The sequence below is a fragment of the Candidatus Thiothrix phosphatis genome, from assembly GCF_035668035.1.
Lineage (GTDB): Bacteria > Pseudomonadota > Gammaproteobacteria > Thiotrichales > Thiotrichaceae > Thiothrix > Thiothrix phosphatis.
On sequence record NZ_JAYMYJ010000068.1, the window covers coordinates 1 to 14,970 of the forward strand.

Annotated in this window: 16 protein-coding genes; 2 read left to right on the plus strand and 14 right to left on the minus strand. The window is 59.2% G+C overall.

All coding sequences use genetic code 11. The features are described 5' to 3' along the window. The 5 genes from VSS37_RS07610 to VSS37_RS07630 all read right to left on the minus strand — a co-directional run. Nucleotides 1-599, minus strand: a 599-nt coding sequence (locus VSS37_RS07610; protein WP_324694217.1) for a hypothetical protein, incomplete at its 3' end; no start/stop codon positions are given. Beyond that, a complete protein-coding gene (locus VSS37_RS07615) occupies nt 596-1,711 on the minus strand; it encodes a DUF2169 family type VI secretion system accessory protein (RefSeq protein ID WP_324694218.1) in 1,116 nt (371 codons plus the stop codon). The genes VSS37_RS07610 and VSS37_RS07615, both read right to left, overlap by 4 nt. An 8-nt stretch (nt 1,712-1,719) precedes the next feature. Next, nucleotides 1,720-2,187, minus strand: a complete 468-nt coding sequence (locus VSS37_RS07620; RefSeq protein ID WP_324694220.1) for a DUF6484 domain-containing protein — start codon at nt 2,185-2,187, stop codon at nt 1,720-1,722. 32 nt (nt 2,188-2,219) lie between these two features. Continuing rightward, a complete protein-coding gene (locus VSS37_RS07625) occupies nt 2,220-4,427 on the minus strand; it encodes a type VI secretion system Vgr family protein (protein WP_324694222.1) in 2,208 nt (735 codons plus the stop codon). Between the two features lie 219 nt (nt 4,428-4,646). Beyond that, nucleotides 4,647-5,018 carry a hypothetical protein gene (locus VSS37_RS07630; protein WP_324694223.1) on the minus strand — a complete coding sequence of 124 codons (372 nt, stop codon included), beginning with the start codon at nt 5,016-5,018 and terminating at the stop codon, nt 4,647-4,649. 262 nt (nt 5,019-5,280) lie between these two features. On the opposite strand from VSS37_RS07630, the gene VSS37_RS07635 reads away from it, so the two are divergent. Continuing rightward, nucleotides 5,281-6,795 carry a YifB family Mg chelatase-like AAA ATPase gene (locus VSS37_RS07635; protein WP_324694224.1) on the plus strand — a complete coding sequence of 505 codons (1,515 nt, stop codon included), beginning with the start codon at nt 5,281-5,283 and terminating at the stop codon, nt 6,793-6,795. A 14-nt stretch (nt 6,796-6,809) separates the two neighbouring features. On the opposite strand, the gene VSS37_RS07640 is transcribed toward VSS37_RS07635, so the two are convergent. From VSS37_RS07640 to VSS37_RS07655, 4 genes are all read right to left on the minus strand, one after another. Then, nucleotides 6,810-7,691: a fumarylacetoacetate hydrolase family protein gene (locus tag VSS37_RS07640; protein ID WP_324694225.1), complete on the minus strand. Its 882-nt coding sequence runs from the start codon at nt 7,689-7,691 to the stop codon at nt 6,810-6,812. Nucleotides 7,692-7,721: 30 nt separating this feature from the next. Continuing rightward, entirely contained in the window at nt 7,722-8,486 is a 765-nt protein-coding gene (locus VSS37_RS07645) for a sulfite exporter TauE/SafE family protein (protein WP_324694226.1), read from the minus strand. 90 nt (nt 8,487-8,576) lie between these two features. Beyond that, nucleotides 8,577-9,758, minus strand: coding sequence for a hypothetical protein (locus VSS37_RS07650; RefSeq protein ID WP_324694227.1), 1,182 nt, complete (start codon nt 9,756-9,758; stop codon nt 8,577-8,579). Nucleotides 9,759-9,811: 53 nt separating this feature from the next. Continuing rightward, entirely contained in the window at nt 9,812-10,192 is a 381-nt protein-coding gene (locus tag VSS37_RS07655; protein WP_324694228.1) for a FliH/SctL family protein, read from the minus strand. A 196-nt stretch (nt 10,193-10,388) separates the two neighbouring features. Here VSS37_RS07655 and VSS37_RS07660 point away from each other — a divergent pair, with 196 nt between their 5' ends. After that, a complete protein-coding gene (locus VSS37_RS07660) occupies nt 10,389-10,553 on the plus strand; it encodes a rubredoxin (protein WP_324694230.1) in 165 nt (54 codons plus the stop codon). A 40-nt stretch (nt 10,554-10,593) separates the two neighbouring features. Here VSS37_RS07660 and VSS37_RS07665 read toward each other — a convergent pair whose 3' ends face one another. The 5 genes from VSS37_RS07665 to VSS37_RS07685 all read right to left on the minus strand — a co-directional run. Continuing rightward, nucleotides 10,594-11,082: a universal stress protein gene (locus VSS37_RS07665; protein WP_324694232.1), complete on the minus strand. Its 489-nt coding sequence runs from the start codon at nt 11,080-11,082 to the stop codon at nt 10,594-10,596. 12 nt (nt 11,083-11,094) lie between these two features. Next, nucleotides 11,095-12,378, minus strand: a complete 1,284-nt coding sequence (locus VSS37_RS07670) for a TRAP transporter large permease (RefSeq protein ID WP_324694234.1) — start codon at nt 12,376-12,378, stop codon at nt 11,095-11,097. After that, nucleotides 12,375-12,995, minus strand: coding sequence for a TRAP transporter small permease (locus VSS37_RS07675; RefSeq protein ID WP_324694235.1), 621 nt, complete (start codon nt 12,993-12,995; stop codon nt 12,375-12,377). Before VSS37_RS07675 ends, VSS37_RS07670 begins: the two co-directional genes overlap by 4 nt. A 138-nt stretch (nt 12,996-13,133) precedes the next feature. Next, nucleotides 13,134-14,141: a TRAP transporter substrate-binding protein gene (locus tag VSS37_RS07680; RefSeq protein WP_324694237.1), complete on the minus strand. Its 1,008-nt coding sequence runs from the start codon at nt 14,139-14,141 to the stop codon at nt 13,134-13,136. Between the two features lie 620 nt (nt 14,142-14,761). Next, a partial coding sequence (locus VSS37_RS07685; RefSeq protein WP_324694239.1) for a hypothetical protein occupies nt 14,762-14,970 on the minus strand: 209 nt, incomplete at its 5' end.

The window sequence follows — 14,970 nt, forward strand, 5'->3', positions numbered from 1 at the left end:
ACCGGCTCGACCACCACCGCCGCGCCCGCCTCCCCCGGAATGAAGCCGTCGGAATTGCGGCTGGTCAGCACGTATTCCCGTTCCATAAACGCCGCCAGGGTTGCGCCCACCAGCAGGCTGTCAGTCGCCGCAATGACCACCTGCCGGGCGGTTCCGGCCTGGAACAGCTTGCGTGTATGTTGCAGGGCCACGCCCGCGGACACCCTGCCCATAGCGATGACGCGGGATTTGGCGTGGAACTGCATCCCCAATTCCTGTTGCAACTCAAAAAAGAAGGCGTTGTCGTCCGTCAATACGCGCCCCGGGCGCTCGGTTTCCGGCAGGCAAAGCAACAGCGGCGTCTGTTCCGGCTGGATCTGGCCGTGCTCTTCCAGACATTCACGGATCGCCAGCGCCGCCAGTTTGAGCAGCTTGGTTTTGCCGCGCCAGGGCTGTTCCAGCGGCGCTTCGCAGCCCATGATCCATTCGCCGCCATCGTCGATGAAACGGGTTTCCTGGAAGTTGTCGATGGCGCAACGGATGGCGGCGCAACTGGCGGCGGCATTCAACCCAACACCTGTGACCATGCCGACAGCAGTGATGGCGAGCGGCTGGCTCATGCGTCCTCCTCTGCGGCTTCCCGGCGTTTTGCGGTGGCCAGATGCGCCAGCGACGGATACCAGGTTTTGCCCAGTTCACGCGCCCGCCACCAGCCTTTGCTCATCTTGCCCACCAGCACCTGCGGAATCTCGAAAATGCTTTTCCGCAACGGCAGGCTGGCGCGCCAGGTGATGCTGAAGGTGCCTTTGTCCGGCTCCAGCACAATCGTGTCGATGACCGCCTGTGTCTCATGCCGTTCGCCTTGCTTGCGGAAAAACACCACCGGAACCGCAAGGGTCGGCAGCCGGAATTGAACCCGCCCGTTCGGCGTCAGGTTGATCAGGATGACGTCCTCGCCACCAGCCGGATAGGCCATCTGCTGGTCGGCAGGCGCGCACTGGAAATAACGGTTGTCGAAATCCTTGGGCAGGAACGGGAACTGTTTGTCCAGCCATTCATCATCATAGGTTCCACCAAAACGGTAGCGCGGCTCCCAGTTGCGCCCGACCGGGCCGAACGCCAGCGGCGCGTAATCATGGTTGGGGATGCGCACTGGCTGGTTGGCGGCTTCGGTGTTCGGCATCGGTGCCCCATCAACCAGATCGCTGTCCAGGCGCGCGTGAAAGCCTTTGCCGACCGGGTTGCGCAGGTAGGCCCGATGCGTCGCTGGGTCGGCAAGAAAATTATCCACCCCGCCAAATGCCCGTTCATAGCTGATGGGCATGTAATCAAACACCGCCGGATAGCCGGGGTTGACGCCCGCCGCGCCCGCTTCCCAGCGGCGTTCGCCCGTCACCACGAAGGTTTTGGCGACCGCGCCGACTTTCATCCCGACCTGTACGTGCGGGACTGGCTTGCCCCCCGGCGCATAGGCCCCGCCCAGCAAAACGACATCGCAGGATGGCTTGATGGGGGAATAATCCGCCTCATACACGGGGGCGGAAAACCCCGGCGCGCCGCCGAACGTGTCCGCCATGACCAGCGGCACCTGGGTTTCTGCGAGTTGCGGCTCCTGCTGATAGCCGGGGAAGGTGAATGTCCCTTTCACCACCACCACCAACGATTCGCGCCCGCTGGAGTCCACCCCCTGCGTGTAACCGGCCTGCATCTTGGTGGCGTTGATCAGTTCCATAGCGGCCTTCAGTTGAGTTGCACGGAACCGCCCTTGATGCGGTTCACGCCGGAGGAACGGCTGAGTAGGTAGGTTCCCCGCAGCAGCACCTTGCCTGCTTTCGTCAGCGTGATGCTGGCCTTGCCGCACTTGAGGGTGATGCTCTGCCTGGCGGATAGCACCAGGTGTTCATCGTCCAGCTCCACCTCGACAGGCGACTCCGGCGCGACTGGCGGCGGCGAGGTTTCCGGCTTCTGGATGCGGCCAATCACCAGTGGGTAGCGTGGGTCGCCTTGTTCAAACAGCAGGGCCACTTCCTTGCCGATGTCAGCCGTCTCCAGCAGGGCGGTGGAACGGGCGGGAACGGCGCTTTCCTGCGGGTTGGCGGGGAACACCACCAGCGGTTGCCGGTTTGCGTCCAGCCCGACCAATACGCCGATGACGACGCCATCCAACCGAGGGGCAAGACGGGTTCCCGCTTCTGTTGCCGTGCTCATGAGCCATTCCTCCTGCCTGCTGAAGGCGTTGTTTAGTTCTGCAAGATTTGCTGCCCTTTCATGGTGATATTGTTGCTGGCTTTGACATCGATCTTGCCGGAGCCGTTGATGGTGATGTCCTTGCCGCTGATCTGGATGGTGCCGTCCTTTTTCATGGTGATGCTGGCTTTGCCCGTCCTGATGGTGATTTCGTCGCCAACGTCAATCGTCAGGTTTTTGCCGACGGTAATGCTTTGGTTTTCACCAATGGAAAGCGTTTGGTTCTTGCCGATGGTTTCGGTGTGATCCTGGGCGACGCTGGTGGACTGGCTGCTGTTGTAGTTTTCCGTGACATTGCCCGCCACCGTGGTGGACTTGGTGGCGCCGACTTCCTGGGCTTTGGCCATGGCGACGGTTTCATTCATGACGCCGCCGACCGTCACCTGATACAAGCCGCCAATGGTCAGCTCCTTGGCCACGCCGATGGTTTCGGCCTTGTTGATGGCGATGGTCTCGGTCTTGTTCATGCCGATGGTGACCGAGCGGTTGGAACCGATGGTGACGGATTCATCCACGCCGACCTGTTCGGTGCGGTTGTTGCCGATGCTGATGGTTTCGTCGTGGCCAACGGTTTCTGTGCGGTTGTTGCCGATGCTGATGGTTTCGTCGTGGCCGACGGTTTCGCTGCGGTCATGGCCAACCGAGGTGGTTTCGTCGTTTTCGACGACGTTGTCCTGATTTTTTTCGGCATGGATGTAGAGCTGTTCCGCGCCCTTCTTGTCTTCCATGCGGATTTCATTGAAATTGGCGCCTGAGCCACCCTTGGAGCTGCGGCTTTTGACGCCGCTTTGGGTCTTGTTGGCGGGCAGCCCGTAAGGCGGAACCTGCTCGCCGTTGTAGACGCGCCCGGTCACGATGGGGCGGTCGGGGTCGCCTTCGAGGAATTCCACAATGACTTCCTGGCCGATGCGGGGAATGTGCATCGCCCCCCAGTTTTTGCCCGCCCACACCTGCGAAACCCGCACCCAGCAGGAGGAGTTTTCATCGGATTTGCCGTAGCGGTCCCAGTGGAACTGGAGTTTCACCCGGCCATGTTCGTCGGTATGGATTTCCTCCCCGCCCGGCCCGACCACAATGGCGGTCTGCGGGCCACGGATGAACGGTTTGGGCGTGGTGCAGGCAGGGCGGAACGGCGTCTTGCTGTCGATGGCGGTGAAACTGTTGGCGTACAACGCCTGTTTGGCCGCCGCCGCACCGCTTTCAAAACGGTCGGAATGGAGGGTATGGCTGACGGCAACCAGCAGATACTCGCGGTTCTGGTCATCACGCGGATGTTCCGTCAGCGTGAACAGCCCACCCGCCTGCATGGCGCGCACGTCGCTTTGCCCCTGCGCCTGCTCGTAGCCTGCGTGCAGTTCCTGGATGCGGGTTTGCGCATAATTGTCGCCCGCGTCGATCTTGTCGTATTCGCCGGGGTAATCGTAGATTTCGTAATCGGATACGGCATGCTTGCGCATCACGGCGGCGTTGGCCTGCAAGTTGGCGCTGGGGCGTTTGAAGTCGAAATCGTTCAGCGCATATTTGCCGGGCATGACCTGCTTGGACAAATGCCAGTGCGAGCAGAATTCCTCCTTGCGCACCACGGCCTCATCCGGCGGGTAGAAAGGGATTTTGCCAGCGCCCGGCAAGGGTTGGTGGGAACTGTAGTTGTCCGCCAGCACCAGTTCGTGCTTGCCGTCCTGATGCTGGAAGTAATAGTAGATGCCTTCCTGCTCCATCAGGCGGCTGACGAAATTGAAATCGGTTTCGCGGTACTGGACGCAGTATTCCCACACCGGGTACGTGTTGCCCAGTTTTTCCTGGAAGTCGGTGTAGCCCAGATCGCGGAACACCGCCTTGACAATGTCGGGGACGGTCTGGTTTTGGAAGATGCGGCAGTCGGCAGTGCGGGTCAGGAACCATAGCCAAGGGTGGATGGTCGCCTCATAAACCGCATAAGCGCCCTCGTTGCCGCTTTGGGCGATGCGGGTGATATGGCCATTGAAAAAGCGTTTGCCATCGCCCGCGAGGTTGAGGCGGATGGTGACATTGGTTCCCAGCAGGTCTTCGAACTTGATGTTTTCCTTCAGGCTGAACAATTCGGCGCGGAAGGCAAACAACCGCCCTAGGCTTTCCTCTCCCGTCATACTCCGCAAGACAAGTGTATCGCTCCCGAGCTGAGTATAGATGGCGACTTCCCGGCTCTCCTGGGCAAGCTCCATACGCCCTCCCGCGTGGTGTGCGCTTTATCGTATCCGGCTGAGTGTAACACCGCGTGTGACAGGCAGGTAACTGGGTGATGCCCCCAGGTTCCCCCCAGGTTCCGTTAAGGTTGGCTCCGTCAATCGCGGATGGGGAAGCGCTGAATTGCATCGGCAGGAAACAAGAAGGCCGACAACCTCACGGCGTCGGCCTTCCTAACGGTCGGATTGTGGCAGGTTTCAGCTTGCCTGTGGGGTGTTCATGGTGACGACGCAATAGGATTTGATCAGGGTTTGCGCTTCCGCCTGACCCGCCTGGCTGCTTTCCACGGTCAGTTGCACCACAATGTGCTGGTTGCCGCTGCTGGTTTCCTGCCGCCAGCTGCTGCCACCTTCCGTCTGCACGGGCTGGCCGAATTGTTGGGAATAATATTGTTGGACTTTCTCTTCCGGATCCGTGGTGAAATAGGTGTTGCGCGCGTATATCTTGCGTTCACCATTGCCGGTGAAGCTGCTGCCGTGACGGGCGCAGATGTGGCTCGCATGAGGGTAGGATGGGACGTTGGGTACAGTACGCTGCTGTCCGCTTGTACTGGTATTATCGTTCTTCATGGCAATGCTCTCCGTTATGCCGCTGTTGTATGTTTACCAATTTATATACCGTTGAGACTCAATAAACTGTGATTAAATTCACAATCGGCTATGAAATGGGGACGACTTCCACAATTTTTCCTTAATCCGTTGCGCTACCAATCAACAAGGCAAATCCGGCGCCAAATAGGGCGTTTGCCTTTTGTCGACTTTTTTTGAGCCAATGGGGGTGAAACAGCAGAATCGGGGGGTCATCAGCTGCACATAGTCAACAAAAATACCCATGAGCCTCGCCATCGTTTTCAGCCGCACCAACAGTGGTCTTGATGCACCATTAGTAAGCGTGGAAGTGCATCTGGCCAACGGCCTGCCTAGCTTTTCCATCGTCGGCCTGCCGGAAACCGCGGTGAAAGAAAGCCGTGACCGGGTGCGCGCCGCCCTGACCAATTCCGGCTTCAACTTTCCGGTGCGGCGGATCACCGTCAACCTGGCCCCTGCTGACATCCCCAAGGATGGCGGCCGCTTCGACCTGCCGATCGCCATCGGCATGCTGGCGGCCAGCGAACAACTGCCGGTTGATTCACTGGACAAGTATGAATTTATTGGGGAATTATCCCTGGGTGGGCAACTGCGCCCGGTGCGTGGCGTATTGCCGACAGCCTTCGCCGCGCAACAGGCCGGGCGGGCGCTGATCGTGCCGCAGGAAAATGCTGCCGAAGCCAGCCTGATCCGTGGCCTGAAAGTCCACCCCGCCCGTTCCATCAGCGAAGTGGTTGGGCATTTGCATGGCACCGAACCGCTGCCACATTGGGAACAGCAGGTCGAAACGGCGGCAATCCATTACCCCTTTGACCTCAGCGACGTCAAGGGCCAATTCATGGCGCGGCGCGCGCTGGAAATCGCCGCCGCCGGAGGCCACAACCTGCTGATGGTCGGCCCGCCCGGCACCGGCAAGACCATGCTGGCCAACCGGCTGGCGACCATCCTGCCGCCACTGTCCGAAACCGAAGCGCTGGAATCCGCCGCCATCGCCTCCATCAGCCATCACGGTTTCGACGCCAGCCGTTGGGGGCAACGTCCGGTGCGGGAGCCGCACCATACCTCGTCCGGCGTGGCGCTGGTCGGCGGCGGCTCGCAGGTGCGGCCAGGGGAAATTTCACTGGCCCATCATGGCGTGTTATTTCTTGACGAATTGACAGAATTTGACAGAAGTGTCCTGGACGTTTTGCGCGAACCGCTGGAAACCGGCAGGATCACCTTGTCCCGCGCCGCCCGGCAGGCCACCTACCCGGCACAATTCCAACTGGTGGCGGCGATGAACCCCTGCCCGCAAGGCCGCGCCTGCGACCTGCGCGACAACTGTGAATGCACGCCGGAACGCCAGCGCAAACACCGCAGCCGCATTTCCGCACCGTTCCTCGACCGCATCGACCTGCAAATCGAAGTGCCACGGGTGCGGCAGGAGGATCTGCAATCCCTCAAAACGGGGGAAAGCAGCGCGGCGGTGCGCCAGCGGGTGGAAGCCGCCCGCAACCGCCAGCACCAGCGGCAAGGCAAGATCAATAATGCGCTGAACGGGCGTGAAATCGACCAACATTGCTTGCTGGCGGAAAAAGACCAGCACCTGCTGAACAGCGCGATGGAGCGCTTCAAGCTGTCCGCACGGGCGTATCACCGCATCCTCAAGGTGGCGCGCACCATTGCCGACTTGGCGGAAAGCGAAACCATCCGCACCGCGCACCTGACCGAAGCGCTGAGTTACCGGGCGCTCGACCGGTTGGCGGCCATGCAAGGCTGAGGCCGCCGTCTCCGCTACTGGCGGGCAATGACGTTGCGCAGGACGCCGACCTTTTCCACCTCGCATTCCACCACATCGCCTGGCCGCAGGAATTCCGGCGGTTCACGCACGAAGCCGACCCCGCTGGGGGTGCCAGTGGCGATCACGTCGCCCGCCTCCAGCGTCATGCCGCGCGACAGCCATGCAATAATGCTGGCGACATCGAAAATCATGTGACGGGTATTGGAAGACTGCTTGGTGACGCCGTTCACCCGGCAAGCAATCGCCAGTTGCTGCGGGTCGGCGATTTCATCCGCCGTCACAATGTACGGCCCCATCGGGCAGCCGCCATCGATGCTTTTGCCGAGGAAGTATTGCTTGTGGTTGAGCTGGATGTCGCGGGCGCTCAGGTCATTGATCACGGTATAGCCGAACACATGCGCCAGCGCCGCCTCGCGGGCAATCTTTTTACCCCCCTTACCCAGCACCACGCCCAGCTCCGCCTCCCAATCCAGTTGCGAACAAGTGTCCGGGTCGAACGGGATTTCCGCCTCCGGGCCGGTCACGCTGGTCGGGCACTTGGTGAACACGATCGGGTAGGTCGGGGCCTTGCCGGTGCGTCCGACCTGATTGGCGGTTTCTTCGGCGTGCTCCAGATAATTCAGGCCAAGGCACATCACGTTCTTGCGCGGGCGCGGAATCGGTGCCAGCAAGCGGATGCTGGCCGCGTCCACTTTCATGCTGGCGGAGGCGGAAGCCCTGACGGCGGCGATATCCGTCCCGCTTGCAATCAATGTCAGCATATCGCGCCACTCGGGCTGGCCGTAAGCCGAGTCCAGCGCCGGGATCAGCACATACCCCTGTTCAATGATGCAGACATACGTCTGGTTCTGGTATTGGCAGCTTCCGAGTTTCATGCGTTTCCGTCCTGTATCGGGTGGTAAAAATCAGGCCAACAGCCCGCTGACACCATCGTAAATCAGTTTGCAGCCGGTGATAAACAACAGCACATAGGCGATCTGGAAAAACCGTTTTTCCGGCATGCGGTGATGCAGCTTGTAGCCCAGCCAGATCCCCAGCGCCGCCAGCGGCAGCAGCACGATGGAGGCGGACAGGTTGGCGGGGTTGAATTGCCCCAGTGCGGTATACGGGATCAGCTTCACGTAATTGACGATGGTGAAGAAAATGACTGTGGTCGCCTGATACACCGTCTTGTCGAGCTGCTGCGGCAGCAGGTAGATGTTCACCGGCGGCCCGCCTGCATGGGCGATGAAACTGGTGAAACCGGCAATGCTTCCCCAGAACATGCCGGATTTCACCCCAGGTTTGCGCCCAGCCAGGAATTGGAACGGCTTGAACCAGTAATTCAGGGCGAACCCGACCGCAATCAGCCCCACCAGCAGGCGCACGTCGCTGGCGCGGAAATACCTGAAAGTCAGCGCGCCGACCACAATGCCGATGATGGCGGCGGGAATGAGGCGCTGGAGATGATCCAGCGACCAGCCTTTCCAGAAAGCCTTCATCGCCATCAGATCCATCACGCACAAGATCGGCAACAAAATCGCCGCAGCCTGTGCGGGCGGCATGGCCAGCGACATCAGCGGCACGCCAAGCACGCCCAGGCCGCCACCCAGGCCGCCTTTGGAAATGCCGACAATCAGCAGGGCGAGCACCGCCAGCAACAGGGTCAAAGGGTCAAACAGGACAGCCATAACGCACCCAATCCATCAGCCTAAAGGCCGCCCAGTCTAGCAAAGATGCGGGCTTCCGGCCTGTCCGCAGATGAGCTGGCAGGCGAAACCTCAACGGCAGGGCCGGAAGGCACCGTTTGGCCAGCACGGGGCGGACAAGGATTCGCCCAAATTGGCGGCCCGCAGGCGTTCGCGCGCTTCCAGCAAACGGTTGACCAGCGCTTCTTCCACCGCTGCATAAGCGTCGGAATCCACCTGACGCCTGACCACGATTCCCAGCAGTTCGGTGATGGCGTTGCCGACCGAATTCTGCGAAATCGTCACCACCAGCCGCCCCCGATCATCGCGGAACAGGATTTGCTTGTAGGCGGGCCGCCAACGGATGTCATTGGCGAACTGCGGGTCCTGGATCACTTTCTCGCGCAGATCGCGCGCCACCCGCAGGAAACGCTGGTTGCCCAGCAGCACATCGTCAACCTGGTGGGGGAAATTGGCGCTGTCCGGCACCCGCGCTTCCCCGGTCGCCACCAGCGAGAAGAAGGTCTGGTAGAAATCGAGGAAGCCGCGCAGCACCTGCTCGTATTCGTACCAGAAATACTGGTCTTGCAGGCGTTCCCGCCCGCCCAGCACTTCCCAGCAGGGCAAGCCTTGCGGGTAGCCGGTCAGGCTCAGAGCCGCCTCTTCGGCTGGCAACAGGCGCAGAATCTGCAAATCCAGCACTTCCAGAAACTTGCGGTAGGATTCGCTCAACTGGCGCAGAAACAGGGTGTTGTGGCCGCTGTCCGTCAGGTTGGGGTTGCTGGGGTTGGCTTCGGCGGCGTTGCGCAACACTTCCATAGGAAACGCCATGAAGTGGTTGTGGATCATGCGGATGCTGGGCACACCCGGCTTGTTCAGCGGCCAAGTGGAGTCGAGGCTGGCTTCCCCGCACAGGATCAGGTGCTCCGCCGGGTCGGGGTACTGCTCAAACATGTAATCGCAGATGATCTGCGTCATCTTCGACCAGGCCTTTTTTTCCTGCCGCTTCATCTGGTCGCGCCGCACCGGACGCCCCAACGGGTCAAGGATGCGCCGGGAGGTGTCGAGAATGATGGACGTGTCGAACTCCACGCTGTGCCCGACCAGCTTGCGGTACATCAGCAGGTCTTCGGGCGTGCGGAACAGGCCGTTTTCTTCCGCCAGATTTTTCAGGTTGGCCGGGCTGTTGAAGAATTCCACCGACGTCATGCCTTCGGGAACCTTCAGCGACATTTGCGGGCAAGGGGTAGCGATTTCGCGTGGTGCTGTTTTCATGGTGCTGTATTCATTCAGTTTGTTGTGGGGAAAATACCACGGCAGTTTTACCCCTATCGGAACAGGTACACAAGCAGCAAGGCAAACAGCAGCAGCAGCAGCCAGCCGCCGAACTCCTGCCAGATCATCAGCAGGAAACCCGTTTTGGGCGGCGGGGAGGGTTTCGCCGCCGGTTTGGTGTTGAGCTGCTTGAGGATTTCATCGCGCGCTTGCTGGTGCAGTTCGGCGTGGATGCCGGGCGCTTCGGGGATTTCCGCCAGCGTGCTGATCATGTGCTCCCGGATGCCCGCCTTCATGCCGTCCTCCCGCCCGGCGACAAAACCGGCCTGCTCGCCACGTTCATAGCCTTTTGCCCAGCCTTTGCTGAAACCCAGTTTATAGGCCGCCCATGCAACAAAACAGGCGACGATTGCGACCAAAAAAACACTTCCCATGATGCTATTGCCTAGCTTGCTGTTATTTTCCCGTTGTGATTCTAGCAAACGTCCGCAGGTGCAGGTCAGCAGTTCATCGGCCAACATTCCGCCTTGCCCGCCCATTTAATACCCTCAGGATTACTGGCAGTGATTGAGCGGAATGCTGGGGCCGCCCGATAATGAAGCATTATTTGTCCAATGGAGCCAACACCTGATGAAAAAATGGATGTGTGTCGTATGCGGCTGGATCTATGAAGAAGAAAAAGGGCTGCCGGAAGACGGCATCCCTCCGGGCACACGCTGGGAGGACATCCCCGACAACTGGCGCTGCCCGGATTGCGGGGTCAGCAAACAAGATTTCGAAATGCTTGAAATCTGACTGCCCCATGCCTGCCCAGCCATGCCTTTTGGCCGGACGGTCACCCGTTCGGCACCACCAGCACCGGCGCTTTGCTGTGCTGCGTCACATAGCGCGCCGTTGACCCCAGCAACCCGTCTTTTGACTTGCGGGTATGGGTGCCGATCACGATCAGATCCACATGATGGGTTTCGGCATAGTGGTTGATCACATCCGCTGGGTTGCCCGCGCTGACCGCGATTTTGTCGATCAGCTCATCCTTGTCCTTGCAGACATCATCCTCTTCGGCGCAGTAGTTTTTTAGGCGCTCGCGCATGGTTTCGATCACCTGGTTCATGCTTTCCTGCTCAATCTCATGCACTTCCCTGTCTGGCAAATACATGGAAAGGATCGCCTGCCCGGTCGTGCCGATTGGCGCGACTGCGTGCAGCATGATGATCTTGGCCTTGTGGATACGCGCGATGCTGATGGCCTGCCGGAACACCGGGCGCATGTGCGCGCCCAGGTTGGTGGCGTATAAAATCGTCTTGAAAGGTTTGGTTTCGCTCATTGTCATTGTCCTCTACATCATGCCCATTGCGCGGGGCAGCCACAAACTCATGGCAGGCCAGTAAGTCACCAGAGCCAAAAAGACCAGCATGGTCAGCAGCCATGGCCACACCGCAACCGTCAGTTCGGTAATGCCCATTTTGGTGATTCCTGACGCAACATACAAGTTGAGGCCAACCGGCGGGTGGCACATGCCCACCTCCATGTTCACCACCATCAGGATGCCGAAATGGATCGGGTCAATGCCCAGCTTGATCGCCATCGGGAACAGGATCGGGGCGAAAATCAGCGTGATGCTGGATGGTTCCATAAAATTGCCCGCCGCCAGCAACAGGACATTGACCGCCAGCAGGAACACAATCGGCCCCATACCCTGCGCCAGCATCCACTCCGCCAATGCCTGCGGAATCTGTTCATTGGTCATGATGAACGAGAACATCACCGCATTGGTGATGATGTACAGCAGCATCGCCGACATGCTGGCGGAATTCAGCAGCACTTTCGGCACATCCTTCAGCCCCATGTCCTTGTAGACGAACACCGCCACCACAAACGCGTACACCGCGCTCATCGCCGCCGCTTCCGTCGGGGTGAAAATGCCGGTGTAAATCCCGCCCATCACCACCACGATCAGCAGCAGGCCCCACACTGAATCACGGAAAGCTTTCAGCCGCACCGTAAAATCGGCTTTCGGCTGGCGTGGGTAATCGTATTTGCGGGCGCGGAACCAAGTGGTGAAACCGAGAAAACCGGCCAGCAGCAAACCCGGTATCACCCCGGCCATGAACAATGCCCCCACCGAACTGTTGGTGGCCACCGCATACATGACCATGACGATGGAAGGCGGGATCAGGATGCCCAAGCCGCCGGAGGTGGTGATCACACCCGCCCCAAAACTTTTCGGGAACCCCGCTTTCACCATCGCAGGCAGCAAGATGGAGCCAATCGCCACCACCGTCGCCGGGCTGGAGCCAGACACCGCCGCAAACAGCGCGCACGCCAGCACGCCCGCCAGGCCAAGCCCACCATACCAGTGCCCGACCATCGACGAGGCAAAATGGATCATCCGCTTCGCCACCCCGCCATGCGTCAGGAAGTTGCCCGCGAGGATGAAAAACGGGATCGCCATGATTTCGAACTTCTCAATGCCGGTGAACAGCTTCAACGCCACCGCCTCGATCGGCACCGAGGTCATGGTGAACAGGAAGGTCAGCACCGTGAGGCCGAGTGCGATGGAAATCGGCATCCCGGTCAGCATCAGCAGCAATAACAGGGTGAAAATGATCAATGCGCTCATGGTTTTTGCTCCACTACCGGGAAGGGTTCAGGCTCATCCAGCCCCGCCACATGCCCGTGGTCATGATGGGGCAAATCGCCGGTGCGTATAAAATTGACCAGCACTTGCAGGAAGCGGAAACACATCAGCGAAGATCCCAACGGCACCGCCATGTAGACCGCCCAAGTCGGCCATTCCAAGTCGGGGGTGGTCGGGCCTTCGTAATGGCTGCCGGTATCCATCCCCAACCCAGTGAGGGCGGCATAGGCCAAGCCGTTTTCCCATACCATGCGTGCGCCAAGGACGGCGACAATGCCGGTGAACAGCACCCCGGCGGACAGGGCGACGATGGTCATGATGCGGCGGTTGGCGGGTGCCAGGCGGTTGACCAGCACATCCACACCGACATGGATGCCCTGCCGCACCCCGTAGGCCGCACCGAATTTGGCCATCCACACAAACAGGATGATGCACAGCTCCTGCGCCCAGTTCATGTGGATTTTAAGCAAGGCGTCCTGCACAGCCCCCAGCGGGAGGCCAGAGACATAACGGTGGACAACGGCCGCAAAGATCACCAGCGTGGCGGCCGCAATCAGCAGTGTGATGAACATTTCTTCCAAACGATCAAGCCACTTCATACATTTCTCCTCCTGAATGTATTGTGGAATTCCCCCCATCCTAACCTTCCCCCACAAGGGGGAAGGGACAAGAGGAGCTACCTTCTTCTTGCCTGCTCCCTGCCACCGTTGCGGGGGAAGGGCTGGGGAAGGGGGAGATTATTTGGAAGGGTCGAACCCGGTCGCTTTGTAAATGGAGTCGATCAGATCCTTGCCGATGCGGCCAGCCATTTTGGCATGGACGGGTGCCAGAGCCTTTTGCAGGGCTTTGGTTTCCTCTGCGGTCGGGGTGTAAACGTCCGTCTTACCGGCAGCCTTGATGGCCTCCAGTGATTTGTCGTTTTCCTCTTTGGCAATCTGGTTGGCGTAGTCGGTAGATTCCTTCAGGGCTTCATCCAGGCCTTTGCGCACGTCTTCCGGCAGTTTGTCCCAGAAATCCTTGTTGGTGATGACCGCATAGCCGAGGTAGCCGTGGTCAGTGACGGTGGCGTTCTTTTGCACCTCGTGCATTTTCTGGGTGTACATGTTGGAAGGCGGGTTTTCCGTGCCGTCAACCACGCCGGTTTGCAGCGCCTGGTAGGTTTCGGAGAACGGCATGACCTGCGGGATGGCACCTAACGCCTGCATTTCAGCCTCCAGCACTTTGGAAGACTGGATGCGCATCTTCAGGCCCTTGTAATCATCCGGGGTTTTCAGCGGCTTGTTGGCGCTCATGATTTTGAAACCGTTGTCCCAATAGGCCAGGCCTTTCACGCCCTTGGCACCCAGCTTGTCCAGCAGGCCCTTGCCGATCTCGCCCTGGGTGACCTTGTGCAGGTCGTCGTAGTTGCGGAACAGGTAGGGCAGGTCAAACACTTCAAACTCCTTCACCCCCAGCGGGCCGAATTTGGCCAGTGACGGGGCCAGCATCTGCACCGCGCCCATTTGCAGGGCTTCCATCTCCTCCTTGTCCTTGTACAGGGTGCTGTTGGGGTAAACCTCAACCTTGACCGCGCCTTTGGTCTTTTCTTCAGCCAACGTCTTGAATTTTTCAGCAGCCTTGCCTTTGGGGGTGTCAGGGGCGACCACATGGCTGAACTTGATCACGATCGGGTCAGCGGCGAAGGCAGACAAGCTGGACAGGCCAAGGGCGACAGCGGCAGTCAGGGTCAACAGGGTCTTTTTCATTTCTCTCTCTCCAATGGTTTGTGGGTAAACACCCATTTCCTATTGGAAAAATCACGCCAACTGCGCCGCAAACAGGAACTTTACGATTAACGTCTTAAAAAATAATGACTTGAATAATCAACTGCACGGCTAAAAGCGGTACGCTGCCCCGACAAACGGCGAAATTCCGCCAAGGTGGACTGGCGAAGCGGCGGAATTCCGCCACTTTGCCCCGCCTGTAACAGGCAATGAATTTTGGCCCATTATTCGTTTCGGGGCCTTGGAAAGCCTGCGGCAAGCGTTTTGGCAACCTGACGGCGTTATGAGGCATCACCGGCCGTTGAAGGTCTGGGCATAAGGACAACGCATAGGCCGGTTACAGCAATATATTAATGAAAAAAACGTCGGCATGCCTGCCTTGGAAAATTAAATTGGATACGGCATATCCAGCGATCACCACCACTCATCTGGTCAGCTTCCCACAGCTCGCGACAACCTGCTTTAGGATATTTGTGTAGCTCTATAAATCTTTGCTGCACCAAATTAATTCAGAGAGGAATAAACATGATAATCGGAAGCTCATTTAATAATGGCGTCAACAACAACAGCACAGGGAAAAGCAGTTGTAGTCAAGGCACCTCTCAGGCTAGAGGACAATCTAGCTTCTCCGGTTCAGGCAGCATGAACACATCATGCATGCCTATGGGCAATCTGCGGAATATCTGCATGCAATTGCTGCAGGCATTCTGTGGCAACAGTAGCGGTCGCGGCCACGGATGTACACCGACGCCGACACCGACACCGACACCGACACCGACACCGACACCGACACCGACACCGACACCGACAC

Bases quoted from the DNA above. Each gene is read 5' to 3' on its own strand.
- VSS37_RS07615 (WP_324694218.1), bottom strand. From the start codon at position 1,711: ATGGAACTGATCAACGCCACCAAGATGCAGGCCGGTTACACGCAGGGG.
- VSS37_RS07620 (WP_324694220.1), bottom strand. From the start codon at position 2,187: ATGAGCACGGCAACAGAAGCGGGAACCCGTCTTGCCCCTCGGTTGGAT.
- VSS37_RS07625 (WP_324694222.1), bottom strand. From the start codon at position 4,427: ATGGAGCTTGCCCAGGAGAGCCGGGAAGTCGCCATCTATACTCAGCTC.
- VSS37_RS07630 (WP_324694223.1), bottom strand. From the start codon at position 5,018: ATGAAGAACGATAATACCAGTACAAGCGGACAGCAGCGTACTGTACCC.
- VSS37_RS07635 (WP_324694224.1), top strand. From the start codon at position 5,281: ATGAGCCTCGCCATCGTTTTCAGCCGCACCAACAGTGGTCTTGATGCA.
- VSS37_RS07640 (WP_324694225.1), bottom strand. From the start codon at position 7,691: ATGAAACTCGGAAGCTGCCAATACCAGAACCAGACGTATGTCTGCATC.
- VSS37_RS07645 (WP_324694226.1), bottom strand. From the start codon at position 8,486: ATGGCTGTCCTGTTTGACCCTTTGACCCTGTTGCTGGCGGTGCTCGCC.
- VSS37_RS07650 (WP_324694227.1), bottom strand. From the start codon at position 9,758: ATGAAAACAGCACCACGCGAAATCGCTACCCCTTGCCCGCAAATGTCG.
- VSS37_RS07655 (WP_324694228.1), bottom strand. From the start codon at position 10,192: ATGGGAAGTGTTTTTTTGGTCGCAATCGTCGCCTGTTTTGTTGCATGG.
- VSS37_RS07660 (WP_324694230.1), top strand. From the start codon at position 10,389: ATGAAAAAATGGATGTGTGTCGTATGCGGCTGGATCTATGAAGAAGAA.
- VSS37_RS07665 (WP_324694232.1), bottom strand. From the start codon at position 11,082: ATGAGCGAAACCAAACCTTTCAAGACGATTTTATACGCCACCAACCTG.
- VSS37_RS07670 (WP_324694234.1), bottom strand. From the start codon at position 12,378: ATGAGCGCATTGATCATTTTCACCCTGTTATTGCTGCTGATGCTGACC.
- VSS37_RS07675 (WP_324694235.1), bottom strand. From the start codon at position 12,995: ATGAAGTGGCTTGATCGTTTGGAAGAAATGTTCATCACACTGCTGATT.
- VSS37_RS07680 (WP_324694237.1), bottom strand. From the start codon at position 14,141: ATGAAAAAGACCCTGTTGACCCTGACTGCCGCTGTCGCCCTTGGCCTG.